Origin of the sequence: Thioclava sp. F1Mire-8, from assembly GCF_002213165.1 — a bacterium.
In the GTDB taxonomy this organism is placed as follows: Bacteria; Pseudomonadota; Alphaproteobacteria; order Rhodobacterales; family Rhodobacteraceae; genus Thioclava; species Thioclava nitratireducens.
This window is the reverse complement of the sequence record NZ_NBNY01000003.1, coordinates 318362-332832: the sequence shown is the minus strand read 5'-3', so window position 1 is coordinate 332832 and position 14471 is coordinate 318362. Positions and strand designations below refer to the sequence as shown.

Genomic DNA, 14471 nt, shown 5'->3' with positions numbered 1-14471 from the left:
ACGATATCGAAGCGGCCATGAACCATGCCGAAAGCGACGGTCGCGGCCACCAGCCCGATCCGGCGAATACGCGGTTGTTGCGCGATGCGCTCGCGCAGTTCGCGACCGGTGTGACCGTCGTCACCGCCTGCGCGCATGACGATGCGCCGGAGCCCGTCGGGATGACGGTGAACAGCTTCGCCTCGGTTTCGCTCGATCCGGCGCTGATCCTTTGGTCGGCTGCGCGCTCCTCGTTCAGGCATGCGCATTTCACTGCAACCGATGCCTTCGCGGTGCATGTGTTGCGCTACGATCAGGAAGCGCTGGCAAAGCGGTTCACGAAGCGCGGCGAGGGGTTCGAGGGGCTATCCTACAGGCTGAACGCGGCGGGTGTACCGCTGATCGACGACACGCTCGCCCGGTTCGAATGCATCACCGAGGCGCGCCACGACGGCGGCGATCACACGATCATCATCGGCCGCGTCACCCGCTTCGTTAAAGGCGCAGGGACTGATCCGCTGCTCTTTGCGGGCGGCCAGTTCGGGCGGTTCCTTCCCGATCAGCGTAGCTGAGCGATCTGCCGCGCAAGCTGCGTCACCGCCGCGCTGTTCGCTTTTGCGATGGCCTGCGGTTCCTGAGAGCCGACCGGCACCGTGAAATCGAACCGACGCACCGTTTCGCCGCTGCGCTCATAGCCGTTCGCCGAGACGAAATAGACGCCCGAGACATGCAGCAGACCATCGGCGCCCGGCAGCATCTGCTCGATCCGGACCTCGATCTTGCGCGTGGGCGGATCGGCGAGCGGCCACGGCTCGGAGATCACCGTCGCGCCGGAGAGAGACGAAATCTGCCGCGCCAGCGCCAGCGTCACCGAACGCGCGGGATCATCCGCCCAGAGGTTGTCCGGGTTCGAGCGCAGCGCCCCGTCCGGGGTCTGGAAGGCGATCTCCTGTCCGCCCGCGTAGTCCGGCAGCGACACCTCGCGCAGTTCGGCCCGGCCAAGCCGGTTCGGCAGCGCCTTTTCAGCGGTGGGCGGGTCGATCGGATAGCGTGCGATCTTCTCGGGATCGGAACAGGCCGCAAGGCCCAGGAGGCATAGCGGGATCAGGCTCAGAGCTTTCATCGTCATCTCCTGTTAGCGGCCCAGAATGAAGGACTGCGGATTTCGTTCGATCATACGCGCGAGCGAGCCGATGTTCGAGATCGCCCGACGCAGCTCACGTAGTGTGCTGAGGGTTTCGTTCGAGAAGTTGGATCCACGGCCATAGGTCGCGACGAGCGCCTGCGCCTGATCGACCAGCGATTGCAGCTTCTGCGTCAGTTCCGGCAGGCGGTCCGAGGCTTTCGACACCGAATTCGCGGCGTTCTGCGCCGCATCGAGGGTCTGGTTCAGCTTGTCGGCGGCATTGGCCTCCTTCAGCTGGTTCAGGATCGCCGCCGTCTGCGTCAGCGTATCGTTGAGCGATTGCGGCAGGTCCTGCGTGCCGGGCTTGTTCAGCAGCGCGTCGATACTGGCGAGGATCGTGTCGAGCTTGTCGCCCACGTCCTTGAGCGGCATATCCGCGATCGCAGAAGCCGCGCGATCCGCGGAAGCGAGCGTCTTGTCGAGACCCGAGATTTCTTCAAGCACCGAAGAAGCAGCCTCTGTCACCCTGTCGAGCGCGGATACCGTCTTGTCTGCGGCATCCTTGTTGTTCAGATCGGTCGCGAAGGTCTTGAGCTGCTCCAGCAGGCCGGACAATTCGCGCGGCACCTTACGGGTGTCTTCGCTCTCGGCCACGGCGGAGATCGAGTCGAGTGTGCGGATGGCAGAGTTCATCACTTCCTCGATCGGCAGGCCTTCGATGCGCTTGAACACCCCTTTCGCCGATTTCGCCAGATCGTTCTCGGCCGCAGGCGCGGTCGGGATCGTCGGATAGGGATCGGCATCCAGATTCATCTCGGCATTCGGTAGATCCGGCACATCGGTCAGTTCGATCACCATGGTGCCGCCCAGAAGGCCGGTATTCGCGATACGCGCCCGCAAGCCGTTCTGGATTTCGCCCTGCAGGAACTGGGTCACGGCCTCTTCGCCGGCGTCGCGCGACAGCCCGAGCCGGTCCGGCGACAGGGCGATCGTCAGCTGTTGCTGCGCGTAGCGCTGACCGGTGCTGTCCTTGCGGATCTTGATCGCGAGCGCGGTGACCTCGCCCGCCTCGACGCCCCGGAACTGCACTTTCGAGCCGACTTCGAGCCCTTGCACAGGGTCGTCGAAGAGCAGCGTGTATTTTGGCGGATCGACCACATCGGACTGGAAGACAGAGTTTTCCGCAGTGTCTTTGCTGTCATAGAGCCGGAACGCTTGTTGATCTTCGACGATCCCGCCGCCGCTGGTGAAGGTGTCGAACTCCACCCCACCCTGTACCAGCGTCGCAAGCGAGCGCACGTCGAGGCTGAGACCCGAGGTGTCGAATTTCACGGAGAAGCCCGACGTGTCCCAGAACCGGGTCTGGGTGGTGAGCAGCTTGTTATGCGGCGCTTCGATGAATGCGTCCACGATCACGCCGGAGCCGTCGTCGTCGAGTCGCAGGTTCTGAAGATGGCCCACGGTCAGCCCGTGATAGAGAACCGGCGCCCCATCTACGATCCCGCCCGCGTCCTTCGCACGCAACTCGATGATGGTGCCCTTGCTCGGATCGGGAGAGACCGGCGGCTTGTCCAGTCCCTGAAACAGGGTCTGCGAACCGTTGGGCTTGTTGTTCCAGAAGCCCTCGATATAGGTGCCCGACAGCACCGTCCCGAGGTTCTGAATACCACGCGCCGACACTTCAGGGCGGACCAGCCAAAATTTCGCATCCTGATCGACGTAAGGTGCGACCTCGTTGTCGAGGCGCACGCCCAGCCGCACCTGCTCCAGATCGTGGGTGAACGAGACGCTCTCGACCTTGCCGACCTCGACCTCGCGGAACTTCAGAGGCGTGCCCACCTCGACTCCGGTCGCGTCCTTGAAATCGATATGGATCAGCTCCCCGCGATCCGAGACCGTCTTCCAGGCGACACCAAGCGTGATCAGCAATGCGATCAGCGGTACGATCCAGACCACGGAAAGCCGCGTCCAGATCGGGCGCGGGGCGTTGGAGGTTTCCAGTTCTGCCGGGCCGGTCTCGGGGGTGTCGTTCATGAACTCACTCTGTCAGGGCCGCGCCAGATCAGGCGCGGGTCGAAGCTTTGTGCGGATAGCATGGTGAATGCAACCGAGAGGGCGAAAGACGCGGCGGCAGGGCCGGGATGGATCGAGGCTACGAAGCCAAGCTGCACCAGCGCGGAGAGGATCGCCACAACGAAGACGTCGATCATCGACCATCGACCGATGAACTCCACCACCTCGTAGAGGTGCAGATGCGGATGACCACCCTTGCGGCGCTCGTTTCCGACCGCGATGGCGAGATAGGCGATGGCGATGAATTTCCCGATCGGGATCATCACAGAGGCCCCGAAGACGATCAGCGCCACGCCGTAATTGTGATGGCGCCATAGCTCGATCGCGCCGCCGACGATGGTGTTTTTCTGCTCGTGACCGAGCGTCGCCGTAACGAGCATCGGGTAGAGGTTGGCCGGGATGTAGAAGATCAGCCCCGCGAACCACCATGCCCAGACCCGCTGCAGCCCGGTCTTGTCGACCTTGTGCAGCGTCGCGCCGCAGCGCTCGCAATGCGCATGATCAGGCGTCCAGACCCGACCGCAGCGGGTGCAGCCGATCAATCCGGCATCGGTGGCGGTCAGCACGTTCATTTTCGCTCGATCGCGTCCCATATCGTCCATTTGCTGACAAAGGAGTTCTTGAGCGCGATCACGATGATGAGCACGCAGAAGGCCCAGAAGGCGGGCCCGAGCGACACCTTGGCGAGACCCCCGAGTTTCACCAGCGCCACAGCTGTCCCGATGATGAAGATCTCCGCCATCGCCCAGGGCTGGCTCTCTTCGGCGAGGCGAAACATGGTCGCGGCGTGTTTCCATGCGGGCTTGCCATTGGCGAGCGGCCAGAGCGTGTAGATCAGCGCGACGAAGCGGAAGATCGGCAGCGCCACGATCATCGACAGCACGAAGAAAGCCAGAGGCGCGATCCAGCCGTCGGAAAACGCCATCGCGACGCCGAAGATCGAGCTCTCGTGACTCAACCCGCGGGTGGAGATTTCGAGGAAGGGGAAGAAGATCGCCCCGATCATCAGGATCATCCCGGTGAAGGAGAATGCGACGACGTGCAGAAAGGACCTCTCGCGCGGCGAGATCAGAACGGTTCCGCAGCGCGCACAGGTCGCCCGCTTGCCGTCGGGCAGATGCGTGGCGCGGTACAGCGCGTCGCATTGCGGACAGGCAATCAGATCGGCCGGGTCAACGTTCATTGTGTTCGGGTCCCCATCCATCCGCTAAATCTAGCGACTGCCAGCGCCACGACAAGGGAAGACGCCGATAGCGCGCTTTTTATCCATCAATCACCTGTTAACACGCGACCACTATAGCGGACGCGGGTGAAAAGAGGTGGTGGAATGAGCAACCGCGAAAACGCCGCGCCAATTATCATCAAGCGCAAGAAGGTCACCGGCGGCGACGGACATCATGGCGGGGCGTGGAAAGTCGCCTACGCTGATTTCGTCACTGCGATGATGGCGTTTTTCATGCTGATGTGGTTGCTGAACGCGACGACCGAGAAACAACGCAAGGGCATCGCGGATTACTTCAATCCGACGATCCCGATCAACCGGATCTCCGGTGGCGGCGAAGGGGCTTTCGGCGGCGATTCCGTCTTCTCCGAGGATCAGATCGCGCAGACCGGCACTGGCGCCATCTCGCAGCGCCCGACCGAAGAGCGTCAGGCCCGTGGCGAGAAATCCGCCGAGGACAAGCAGAACAACGACAAGGCCGCTTTCAGGGAGGTGGCCCGGGCCATCGAACAGGCGCTGATGGGCGTCGGCGGAGAGTCGATGGTCAGCGAGCAGCTCGCCCGCCACATCGTGACCCGGGTGACCGACGAAGGTCTGATCATCGAGATCTCCGATCTACCCGACGCGCCGCTGTTCGTCGGTGACACGGCCAAGCCGCAGCCGGTGCTCACCGATCTGGCGAAGATTCTTACGCGGGTCTTCTCGATCGTCGCGAATAACGTGGCGATAAACGGCTACACGAAATCCTATCCGAAAATGTTGGCCAAGGACCCGGTCTGGGAGCTTTCGGCCGCGCGTGCGCAAGCGATGCGTGAATTGCTGAACGGGGCCGGGTTCCCTCCCGAGCGCTTGCAGCGCGTAAGCGGCTTCGCCGATCGCAAACCGAAGGTCACGCGCGCGATGGATCTGCGCAACAACCGTCTCGAAGTGATCGTTCTGCGCAATGGCCGGTAAGGCGCCCTTAGCGAAGAGGTAACCACAGAGGTAAAAGGACGGACTCGTTAGGGCGATCTTAAATACCCGCGCGCAAAGGTAAGGGGAATTTCGGACTTAGCAGCAGAAAGGCGCATCCATGTCCATTTCTTCCTCGCTCAATGCGGGCGTGGCCGGCTTGGCCGCGAATGCCACCCGCCTTGCAACGATCTCGGACAATATCGCCAATTCGGGCACCTACGGCTACAAGCGCGCCGTCACCGAATTCGAGAGTATCGTCATCAATCAGGCCGCGAAGACCGGCTCCTATTCCGCCGGTGGCGTCCGCGCAGCCACGAGCCGCTTGATCGAGGAGCGTGGCTCGCTCGTCTCGACATCGAACGCGCTCGATATAGCGGTGTCCGGCCGCGGCATGCTTCCCGTGATGACTGCGGTCGCGCTCGACAATTCGACGGGAGACGAGCCGCTGAAGATGACGACGACCGGCGCCTTCCGCAGCGATGTGAACGGGACGTTGATGACGGAATCCGGGCTCGTTCTCCTCGGTTGGCCCGCCAGCGCGGACGGGACGATCCCGACCTTCGCGCGCGACACGATGTCGGGCCTGGAACCCGTCGTGATCAATGCCAACCAGACCGCCGGCGACCCGACCACGACACTCAATCTCGGCGTCAACCTTCCCGCCACCGACACGGAGGCCGGGGCGAGCGGCGATACGCTGCCGCTCTCGGTCGAATATTTCGGTAATCTCGGAACCTCCGAAACGCTCGATATCACCTTCCATCCGACGGTCCCCGCAACTGGCTCCTCCAACGAATGGGCGATGGTCATTCGGGACAGCGCGACGGTCGATGATCCCGGCACCGCCGGAATCGATGAAAGCGTCATCGGGCGCTACGTGCTGACCTTCGACGACAGCCGCAGCAGCGGCGGCACCCTCGCCTCCGTCAATGTCATCGATGGTGGCTCCTACGATTCCGCAACCGGCACGCTCGATCTCACCGTGGCAGGCGGACCGCTCAGCGTCACGATCGGCAAGATCGGTGATACCAACGGGCTGACCCAGCTATCCGACAGCTTCTCGCCCACATCGATCACGAAGGATGGCTCGCCAGTCGGTAATCTCACTGCGGTCGAGATCGACAAGGACGGCTATATCAAGGCGACCTATGACACCGGCTTCATCCGCACCGTCTACCAGATTCCGCTCGTCGACGTGCCCAATCAGAACGGCTTGATCGCGCTCGACAACCAGACGTTCGAAGTGTCGTCGAAGTCGGGCTCCTTCTTTCTCTGGAATGCTGGCGACGGTCCCACAGGCTCGATCGAGGGATATGCCCGCGAAGGATCGACAGTCGACGTCGCAGAGGAGTTGACCAATCTGATCCAGACGCAGCGCGCCTATTCCTCCAACGCCAAGGTGATCCAGACGGTCGACGAAATGCTGCAGGAAACCACCAATATCAAACGCTGATCCTGATCGGACCGGCTAAAGGAGGTCAAAATGGGAATCTCGCAAACGCTGTCCAATGCCTTGTCGGGGCTCACCGCGGCTTCGCGTATGGCAGAGGTTGTCGCCTCCAACACCGCGAATGCGCTTACCGAAGGTTACGCCAGGCGCGAGGTTTCACTTGGTGCCCAGATGGTCGGACGGCAAGGCGCCGGAGTCCGCGTTCTGAGCGTGAATCGTATCGTCAACGAGACTCTTCGAAGCGATCTTCGCCTCTCCGAGGCCGCAACACAAAACGCGTCGATCCGCTACGATTTCCTGTCGACCTTCGAAGCCCGTATCGGCACACCAGAGGACGCGAGTTCCCTGTCGTCCAAATTTGCGCAGTTTGAAGCTTCACTCGTTGAAGCTGGCAGCCGCCCAGAAAGCGAAGCCCGCCTAGCCACTGTGCTTGACTCCGCCCGGGCCGTCACCGATCACTTGAATGCGCTTTCGGCACATCTGCAGGACAGCCGAATGACTGCAGACCGGCAAATCGCGGCACAGGTCGACACCCTGAATACCGCCCTCTCGCAGGTCGACGAACTCAACGCTTCGATACTGGCTGGAAAGGCCGCGGGCCACGACACGAATGCGCTCAAGGATCAACGCCAAACATTGGTCGACCAGATCTCCAGCATCGTCCCCATCCGGCAAGCCACCCGCGAAAACGACCAAATCGCCCTCTTTACCACGGGCGGCGCTGCTCTTCTCGAAGGGAACCCCGTAGAAATCGGTTTCACATCAACCGGCATTATCACACCGGATATGACCTACGTCGGAGGCACCCTCTCCGGCTTGACCCTCAACGGAAACACCGTCTCAATGGACGAGGGCGGCTTCCTCGGCGGCGGATCACTGGGTGCTCTCTTCACGATCCGTGATACGCTCGCCCCAGACCAGCAAATCCAGATAGATGCACTCTCTCGCGACCTCATTGAGAGGGTCAGCGATCCGGCGATCGACCCGACACTCAGCGGCGGCACAGCAGGGCTTTTCACCGATGATGGAGGCCCGCTCGATCCGCTCGATGAAACCGGCCTCGCCGGCCGGATCGCTATCAACCCGCTTGCGGACCCTGAACAAGGCGGCGCGCTCTCCCTGCTGCGCGACGGGCTCGGTGCCGCCTCCCCCGGCCCTGTGAGCAACGCGGAAAATCTTTTTGCCCTCGCCTCCGCCTTCACGACCCCATCCGCGCCCAGCTCTGGCAATTTCGGTTCCTCGCATCATTCGAGCGCGGAACTTTTCGCGAGCTTTCTCTCCCAAGTAACGAGCGACCGACAACGCAATGAAGCGACACAAACCTACGCAAAGACCCGCTACGATACATTGAAAGAACAGGCGCTCGCGGATGGCGTTGATACAGATCACGAAATGCAGAAACTTCTGCAAATTGAAGAACTTTATAGCGCCAACGCGCGGGTCATCCAAACCGCGGACGCGCTGATCAAACAGCTTCTGGAGATTTGAGATGAATTATCTCTCGTTCGGAGACATGGCGCTGAATTTCCAGATGCGACGCCACAGCGCCGCGCTCGATACGAGACTGGCAAGCCTTACCCGAGAAGTGACGTCAGGCGTAAAATCCGACCTCGGCACCGCGGTTGCGGGCGATTTCAGCGCGCTCACTGCGATCAATCGAAGCCTCAGACTGTTCGATGCATTCGCTCTGGCTACCAGCGAGGCGCGCCAATACACCGAAGCGATGCAAAGCAGCCTCGAGCGTGTTGCCAACCTCGACGATGGCGTCAGCATGGCACTCATGTCCGCGGCGACAACCGCCAGCAAGACAATGATCGACACAACCGTAGCGTCTGCTGCCGAAAAGTTTGACGCCTTGATCGCAACTCTCAACACGAATTCAGTCGGGCGATACATATTCGCGGGCGACAGCGGCGACACGCCCCCGCTGCCCGATTCAGAAACGATTCTCGTCTCCCTTTCCACGGAGATCGCGGGAGCGACCAGTGCGACGGACGTGCTCATGACGCTCGATGTTTGGTTCGACGATCCCGCCGGATTTAGCGCAATCTTCTATCAAGGCGGCGAAGCGCGAGGTAAATTTCACATCGCAGAAAGCGAGACCGCGGCAATCGACGTCACCGCGGACGATCCACGCATCAAAGATACGATCAAAGGCTACGCCATAGGCGCGCTTCTGGACCGCGGGTTGTTTGACGGAGATCTAGTCCAGCGAAGTGCGCTCGCAAAGGGGGCAGGCGAGAGAATTCATTCGGGATCTCTCTCGACTGTCGAACTGGCAGCGAAAGTCGGCTCTGTCGAAGGCAAGATCGCCTCGGCCGCTACGCGAAACGATGCCGAACGCGCCAGTCTCGAAATCGCACGAACGACACTCATCGGGGCCGACCCCTACGAGTCCGCGACCGCGCTCGAAGCGGTACGGTCTCAGATCGAGACGCTCTACCTACTGACCAGCCGGCTCTCTAACCTCTCGATGACGGGTTACATGTGATGTGGCGCTATTTTCTTATTGCGCTTTTGATCATTCCGCAGCTCGTCCTAAGCGCACCGATCCGGATCAAGGATCTCGTCGAGTTCGATGGCGTGCGCGGAAATGACCTCGTCGGCTATGGGCTCGTCGTTGGGCTGAACGGAACGGGCGATGGGTTGCGCAACGCTCCCTTTACCGAAGAAATCATGTCAAACATGCTCGAACGACTGGGCGTTAACGTTACCGGGGAGCAGCTTCGACCGAAAAACGTCGCTGCCGTCATGATCACGGCGAGCCTGCCGCCCTTTGCCCGCGCAGGAAGTAAAATCGACATCACGGTCTCAGCAATTGGCGATGCGAAGAGTCTCCTCGGCGGCACCCTCGTCATGACCCCCCTGAAGGCGGCGGATGGAGAGATTTACGCGGTGGCGCAGGGCGCCATCATTGCCGGCGGAGCGGTAGCACAAGGGAACGGCGCTTCGGTGACTCAAGGGGTGCCGACCGCGGGAAACATTCCTTCCGGCGCGCGCGTCGAACGTGAAATCGCGTTTGAGATAAATGATCTGGAGACGGTGCGCCTCGCGCTACGCACGCCAGACTTCACCACCGCAGCCCGGATAGAAAACGCGATCAACCGCGAATACGGCCGGCGCGTCGCGGAAATGCTCGATGGCGGCACGGTCGCATTGCACATCCGCGAGACGCGCGCGCGCTCGGTCGCACATGCAATCGGGCGAGTGGAGAATCTCAGCGTCGAACCGGAGCAGCGCGCTCGGGTGGTAGTCGACCAGCGTTCGGGCACGATCGTCATGGGCCGCGACGTGCGGATATCGCGGGTCGCCGTCAGCCAGGGGAACCTAACCCTCAAAGTGGAAGAAAGTCCCCTCGTGGTGCAGCCCAATCCATTTTCACAAGGTGATACGGTCGTGGTGCCCAGATCGCAGGCAACGCTGACGCAAGAGCCCGGCATTCGTATGGCTGAGGTCGCGCAGGGCAGCTCGCTATCGGAAGTGGTGGCGGGACTGAACGCGCTCGGCGTCAGTCCGCGCGATATGATCGACATCCTCAAAAGCATCAATGCCGCGGGGGCATTGCATGCTGAGTTTGTGGTAAATTGATCGAAAGGCACTCGAAAAACGAGGCGGAAACAAGCGAGGCGGAACCTTGCGGTTCCGCCTTTGCGCCTGAACTTTCAGGAAGTGGTGCCGGTGATAGGACTCGAACCTACGACCCCATCATTACGAATGACGTGCTCTACCAGCTGAGCTACACCGGCACTCTGGCGGGCGATTACCATGCTCTTTCGGGGATGTGTAGCCCCAAAATGATCAAGCTGTCGCAGTTCGGCTTTGTGCCTCCTTCGATGCGCCTGCAGCATCGCCCTCATCCTTCGGCGGGTCGACGATTTCAGCGTCCTGAATGGCAGCGTCCTCCGACTGAACCTCCTCCTTCGACGCGGGCTCCGCAGCCGGTTTGCCGACGATCAAGGGCAGCATCTCCGCCCCATGCGGCAGCGGCGATTGCGCCTGTTGCGGCTCGCGCCAGCTGAGCGTGTCGAAACCGTTGCAGTTATCACAGATCGGTGTCCATTCGGATTGGATGTTCTGACACTTGTCGCAGCACCATTGCGGACCGCGCGGCGCGGTCAGGGCGCGGGCCAACCAGCCGCGCACGACGACATCTTCCGCCCCTTCGCCACGCTCGACCGCGGCCATGATCGTCAGCGACCGCGCCGTCGGATGCGTCTCGACGAGATCGCCCAGCGCCCGGCGCGCCGCCGGGAAATCCTCGGCCGCGATGTTCAGTTCGGCTTTCAGAAGCCGCGTTTCCTCATGGTCTGGACGACTCGAAAGCAACTTCGAGAATCGCTTCAACCGTGCATCGGGCGACTCGTCCGGGGCGATCTCGGCGAAGGCGGTGGCAAGATCGGGATGCGGCTGAACTTCCCACGCCTTGCGCAGGATCCGCTCCGCCGCGCCCTTCTTACCCTTGTCGATATAGGCGCGCGCCGCCATCACCACGGCCGGCACCAGATCGGGCGACGCCTTGGCGGCCGAAATCGCGGCCTCACGCGCCTCGACGCTCGCTCCTTCTTCCCAAACACCCTTCGCCTCTTGCAGCGCGAGCACCGCGTCGCGGCGTTTATGCACATCACGCGGCAATTCGCCCTGACGCATCTTCGCCTGAAGGATCTCGCGCGCACCTTTCCAGTCGCCCGTTTCGGTCTGCAGGCTCAGAAGCGTATCCTGAACCTCGCGATGGCGCGGTTTGATCGCATAGGCTTTCTGCGCGAGCTTCAGCGCGGTTTCGGTGTCACCCGCTTCGAGCTTCTGCCGCAGCAGCCCCCTAATCCCGACGAACCGCGTGCGATCATCCGCCAGAAGCCGCTTGTAGACTTCGGTCGCTTTCTTCGAGTCGCCCGAGGCTTCGGCAGCCTGCGCGGTGAGAAGGTTGGTCAGCTCCGGGCGTTGCAGATAGCGTTCGGCCTTCGCCGCTTTCGACATCGCGAGCTTGCCCTCGCCGGACGCCGCCGCGAGCAACCCTTCGGACAGCGCCTGATAGCCTTTGCGTTCGCGATGGCGGTCGAAGTAGCGGGTAATCGCGGTTTCGTCGCCCGCCAGGAAGCGCAAGAACGCCACCACCAGACCGACGATACGGATCACGATCCAGATCGCGATGAACAGGACAATCGCCGCGATCACCGCCTGAAGCGGGCCGAGGGTGAATTCCATGCCGAGCGTGGTGATCCGAAGACCGCCCGTCATCTCGGCGAGATGCGCGAGGCCCAGCGTCGCGGCGGCGACGACAATCAGAAACAGCGCGATTTTGATGAATGACCAGATCATGTCTGTCTCCTTATTGCGTCGCGCCAAGCTGGTTGGCCGCGTCGATCGCCGCCATCCGCGTTTTCGCCCGGTTCACCCAGTCGGACATCGCCTCCTGCGCCGGGTCGGGCAGCTTCGCGATCTCGTCGAGCGCATCGGAGAGCGCGCCGCGATCGACATCGGCCTGCGCCCGCGACAGCACCGCATCCGCCCCGTCGCCCTCTCTAGGCGCTACCGACCGGGCCCCGGTCTGCGCCAGAAGGAAGGCGCCAACTCGATCGCTGATCGAGCCACCCGTTTCGGTCCGGCGCGCCGCCTGAAGCGCGGCTCGCGCGGCATCCGGGAAACTCGATTGCAACGACTGAAGGCTCGGGATGTCGCCGTTGAGCGCCGCCGGAATGTCGACACCCGCGTCGCGCAGATCGGCCAGCGGCGCGTCGAGCGACGTTCCCGCATCGAGCGCCGCTTTCACGCGCGCCGCCGCGGCCTGCGTCATCGCCGCCTTGGCCGCCGCCTCGCTTTGCGATTTCAGACTCTGGGCCTGCGCTTCGGCCTCTTTGATCCGAGCCTCGGCGGCTTTCGCTGCCGCCTCGATTTCGTCCTGAGCCGCGCTGCCGCCATTGTCGCTTTGCAGGGACGCGATCTGCGATTTCAAGTCCTCGAGCGCCGATTTATTCGTCCGGATATCCGCGTTGACCTGATCGAGCGCGCCCTGCACACCGGACAGATCCGGCGCCGGCGGTTGCGACGATTTCAGGGTCGCGAGCTCTTCCGAGAGCTGGCTGATCTGTTTCGATTGATCGTCTAGCTGGCTTTGAATGGCGGCCCCATCGACCGGGGTCGGCGCGTTCGGAAGCCATCCCGAAAGCTGCGGCGGCAGGTTCGGGATCGCCCAGATCGCAACGCCGGCCCCAATCACGGCAGCAATCACGCCTCCGAGGAAAGCAGAGCCGAACCCGCCCCGCTTTTCGATCACAGGCTGAGACGACGCGCCGGACGTTGCCGTATCGCTTTTCGGCGAGGTCTTGTCGGCGTTCGAGCTGCTCGTCGAGCTCGTCGCAGTCGCCGGCTTCGTGGTCTGCGACTTATTCTCCGAGCCGCTCGCTGTCTCGCTTTTCTTCGGCTCGATCTCCCCCTTGGCGCTGCTCGTAGCCGGAGTCGAAGTCGTCTCAGCCTTCGCAGGTGTAGAGCTGGACTTCGACGCGGCATCCGATTTTGCGGGGGTGTCGGATTTGGTCGCTGGCGCTGAGGTCGGAGTGGAGGTCGACTTGGCTGCCTCATTCGCGGTCTTGGAGGTATCCGTTTTGGACGAAGACGTAGAGGTGGAGGACGGCTTCGCCGACGCGCTCGATTTCGCAGCGGTGTCCGTTTTACTGGCGGCAGCCGTGCTCGGCTTATCTTTCGCCTCGGGCGACGCCGCCGCCTTGGTGTCCTTCGACGAGGTTTGAGAAGTGGCGGCGTCGGTTTTGGCCTCGGACTCGGCGGTCGATTTCGCGTCTTCCGGCTTACTCGTCTCGGAAGATTTTCCGGTTGTCCGTTTCGCCATCGTCTAAGCCCTCCGCTGCCGCACCAAATTGCGCGTTCATATCAACTTAGAAGTCCGCCCGCGCCTGCTCAACCCGCCTTTTGCCTTTGCAGCAAGACGGCAAGCGCATCGAGCATCCCTTGCGCGTCAGGATGCCGAGCGACTTCCAGATGGCACAAGCTAGCGCTTTTGAGGCGAGACGCCACTGCCTCGCTCATGGCTGCGACAAAGAGCGGCGGGTGCGGCGCCTGCGGCAGCGCATCAAGGAAGCGGTCCGCCGCATTCGGCGAGAAAATCGGTGCCAAAACAGGGCGCGATGCGCGCAGAACCGCCTTCGCCTCGGCGCTCAACGGACGCGGAAGCTGGCGGTAGAGGATCATCGATTCAGTCTCTATTCCCGCGGAATTCAGCCGTTCCTCAAGGTCGTAGGCAATCTGCTCCCCTCTCAGGAAGAGCAGTTTTCCGCCGAGTTGCTGCCGGGCGATCAATTCGCTCAGAGCCTCGGCATCGCCCGGCCCGGCGATCGCGTCGAACCCGGCCTCGCGCGCCGCTCGTGCCGTGCGCAGCCCCACGCAATAGGCTTGACGGCCCCTTCCCTGCGCCATCCGATGAAACGCGGCCACCGCATGTTGCGATGTGAAGATCGCTGTCTGGAACTCGGGGATCGGCGTGTCCAGCAACTCGATCTCGGTCAGTGGCGAGATTACAGCCGGCCAATCGGCGCCAAACCTGTCGCGAAAGGCCCGAACGAATCCCTCTGCCGCAACAGCGGGTCGCGTAACGAGGAGAATCGGTCTCTCAGACTGGCTGTCCATGCACCGCCCCGGGATTGTGCGAACGCTTCCCC

Annotated in this window: 14 protein-coding genes and 1 tRNA gene; 7 read left to right on the top strand and 8 right to left on the bottom strand. The window is 62.3% G+C overall.

Annotated elements, in window-relative coordinates:
• Positions 1 to 17 precede the first annotated feature (17 nt).
• Positions 18 to 551, top strand: a complete 534-nt coding sequence (locus B6V75_RS13050) for a flavin reductase family protein (protein WP_240496970.1) — start codon at positions 18 to 20, stop codon at positions 549 to 551.
• On the opposite strand, the gene B6V75_RS13045 is transcribed toward B6V75_RS13050, so the two are convergent.
• From B6V75_RS13045 to B6V75_RS13030, 4 genes are read right to left on the bottom strand one after another with little or no spacing between them, the layout of a single operon-like run.
• On the bottom strand, positions 539 to 1102 hold the full coding sequence (locus B6V75_RS13045; RefSeq protein ID WP_075776698.1) for a PqiC family protein: 564 nt from the start codon (positions 1100 to 1102) through the stop codon (positions 539 to 541). The two genes, B6V75_RS13050 and B6V75_RS13045, sit on opposite strands and share 13 nt — an antisense overlap.
• Before the next feature lie 12 nt (positions 1103 to 1114).
• Positions 1115 to 3139, bottom strand: coding sequence for an MlaD family protein (locus B6V75_RS13040; protein ID WP_088719970.1), 2025 nt, complete (start codon positions 3137 to 3139; stop codon positions 1115 to 1117).
• Positions 3136 to 3750, bottom strand: coding sequence for a paraquat-inducible protein A (locus B6V75_RS13035; protein WP_233243066.1), 615 nt, complete (start codon positions 3748 to 3750; stop codon positions 3136 to 3138). The genes B6V75_RS13040 and B6V75_RS13035 overlap by 4 nt, the downstream gene beginning before the upstream one ends.
• Positions 3747 to 4361 carry a paraquat-inducible protein A gene (locus B6V75_RS13030; RefSeq protein ID WP_240496962.1) on the bottom strand — a complete coding sequence of 205 codons (615 nt, stop codon included), beginning with the start codon at positions 4359 to 4361 and terminating at the stop codon, positions 3747 to 3749. The genes B6V75_RS13035 and B6V75_RS13030 overlap by 4 nt, the downstream gene beginning before the upstream one ends.
• A 144-nt stretch (positions 4362 to 4505) precedes the next feature.
• On the opposite strand from B6V75_RS13030, the gene B6V75_RS13025 reads away from it, so the two are divergent.
• The 5 genes from B6V75_RS13025 to B6V75_RS13005 all read left to right on the top strand — a co-directional run bounded on the left by B6V75_RS13025 (position 4506) and on the right by B6V75_RS13005 (position 10392).
• A complete protein-coding gene (locus B6V75_RS13025; protein ID WP_088719968.1) occupies positions 4506 to 5354 on the top strand; it encodes a flagellar motor protein MotB in 849 nt (282 codons plus the stop codon).
• Positions 5355 to 5472: 118 nt separating this feature from the next.
• Positions 5473 to 6807, top strand: coding sequence for a flagellar hook-basal body complex protein (locus tag B6V75_RS13020; RefSeq protein ID WP_075776701.1), 1335 nt, complete (start codon positions 5473 to 5475; stop codon positions 6805 to 6807).
• A gap of 30 nt (positions 6808 to 6837) precedes the next feature.
• Positions 6838 to 8292 carry a flagellar hook-associated protein FlgK gene (flgK, locus tag B6V75_RS13015; RefSeq protein WP_088719967.1) on the top strand — a complete coding sequence of 485 codons (1455 nt, stop codon included), beginning with the start codon at positions 6838 to 6840 and terminating at the stop codon, positions 8290 to 8292.
• 1 nt (position 8293) lies between these two features.
• Positions 8294 to 9295, top strand: a complete 1002-nt coding sequence (locus tag B6V75_RS13010; RefSeq protein ID WP_088719966.1) for a flagellin — start codon at positions 8294 to 8296, stop codon at positions 9293 to 9295.
• Positions 9295 to 10392, top strand: coding sequence for a flagellar basal body P-ring protein FlgI (locus B6V75_RS13005; protein WP_088719965.1), 1098 nt, complete (start codon positions 9295 to 9297; stop codon positions 10390 to 10392). Before B6V75_RS13010 ends, B6V75_RS13005 begins: the two co-directional genes overlap by 1 nt.
• Positions 10393 to 10474: 82 nt before the next feature.
• On the opposite strand, the gene B6V75_RS13000 is transcribed toward B6V75_RS13005, so the two are convergent.
• The 3 genes from B6V75_RS13000 to B6V75_RS12990 all read right to left on the bottom strand — a co-directional run bounded on the left by B6V75_RS13000 (position 10475) and on the right by B6V75_RS12990 (position 13030).
• A tRNA-Thr gene (locus B6V75_RS13000) sits at positions 10475 to 10550 on the bottom strand.
• Between the two features lie 52 nt (positions 10551 to 10602).
• Entirely contained in the window at positions 10603 to 12120 is a 1518-nt protein-coding gene (locus B6V75_RS12995; protein WP_088719964.1) for a heme biosynthesis HemY N-terminal domain-containing protein, read from the bottom strand.
• Between the two features lie 10 nt (positions 12121 to 12130).
• Positions 12131 to 13030 carry a hypothetical protein gene (locus B6V75_RS12990; RefSeq protein ID WP_146735139.1) on the bottom strand — a complete coding sequence of 300 codons (900 nt, stop codon included), beginning with the start codon at positions 13028 to 13030 and terminating at the stop codon, positions 12131 to 12133.
• A 94-nt stretch (positions 13031 to 13124) separates the two neighbouring features.
• Between B6V75_RS12990 and B6V75_RS12985 the strand changes: the two genes are divergently transcribed.
• A complete protein-coding gene (locus tag B6V75_RS12985; RefSeq protein ID WP_088719962.1) occupies positions 13125 to 13547 on the top strand; it encodes a hypothetical protein in 423 nt (140 codons plus the stop codon).
• A gap of 166 nt (positions 13548 to 13713) precedes the next feature.
• On the opposite strand, the gene B6V75_RS12980 is transcribed toward B6V75_RS12985, so the two are convergent.
• Positions 13714 to 14439, bottom strand: coding sequence for a uroporphyrinogen-III synthase (locus tag B6V75_RS12980; RefSeq protein ID WP_088719961.1), 726 nt, complete (start codon positions 14437 to 14439; stop codon positions 13714 to 13716).
• Positions 14440 to 14471 lie beyond the last annotated feature (32 nt).

Coding starts and splice junctions, on each gene's coding strand:
- B6V75_RS13050 (WP_240496970.1), top strand. CDS start 18: ATGAACCATGCCGAAAGCGACGGTCGCGGCCACCAGCCCGATCCGGCG.
- B6V75_RS13045 (WP_075776698.1), bottom strand. CDS start 1,102: ATGAAAGCTCTGAGCCTGATCCCGCTATGCCTCCTGGGCCTTGCGGCC.
- B6V75_RS13040 (WP_088719970.1), bottom strand. CDS start 3,139: ATGAACGACACCCCCGAGACCGGCCCGGCAGAACTGGAAACCTCCAAC.
- B6V75_RS13035 (WP_233243066.1), bottom strand. CDS start 3,750: ATGAACGTGCTGACCGCCACCGATGCCGGATTGATCGGCTGCACCCGC.
- B6V75_RS13030 (WP_240496962.1), bottom strand. CDS start 4,361: ATGAACGTTGACCCGGCCGATCTGATTGCCTGTCCGCAATGCGACGCG.
- B6V75_RS13025 (WP_088719968.1), top strand. CDS start 4,506: ATGAGCAACCGCGAAAACGCCGCGCCAATTATCATCAAGCGCAAGAAG.
- B6V75_RS13020 (WP_075776701.1), top strand. CDS start 5,473: ATGTCCATTTCTTCCTCGCTCAATGCGGGCGTGGCCGGCTTGGCCGCG.
- flgK (WP_088719967.1), top strand. CDS start 6,838: ATGGGAATCTCGCAAACGCTGTCCAATGCCTTGTCGGGGCTCACCGCG.
- B6V75_RS13010 (WP_088719966.1), top strand. CDS start 8,294: ATGAATTATCTCTCGTTCGGAGACATGGCGCTGAATTTCCAGATGCGA.
- B6V75_RS13005 (WP_088719965.1), top strand. CDS start 9,295: ATGTGGCGCTATTTTCTTATTGCGCTTTTGATCATTCCGCAGCTCGTC.
- B6V75_RS12995 (WP_088719964.1), bottom strand. CDS start 12,120: ATGATCTGGTCATTCATCAAAATCGCGCTGTTTCTGATTGTCGTCGCC.
- B6V75_RS12980 (WP_088719961.1), bottom strand. CDS start 14,439: ATGGACAGCCAGTCTGAGAGACCGATTCTCCTCGTTACGCGACCCGCT.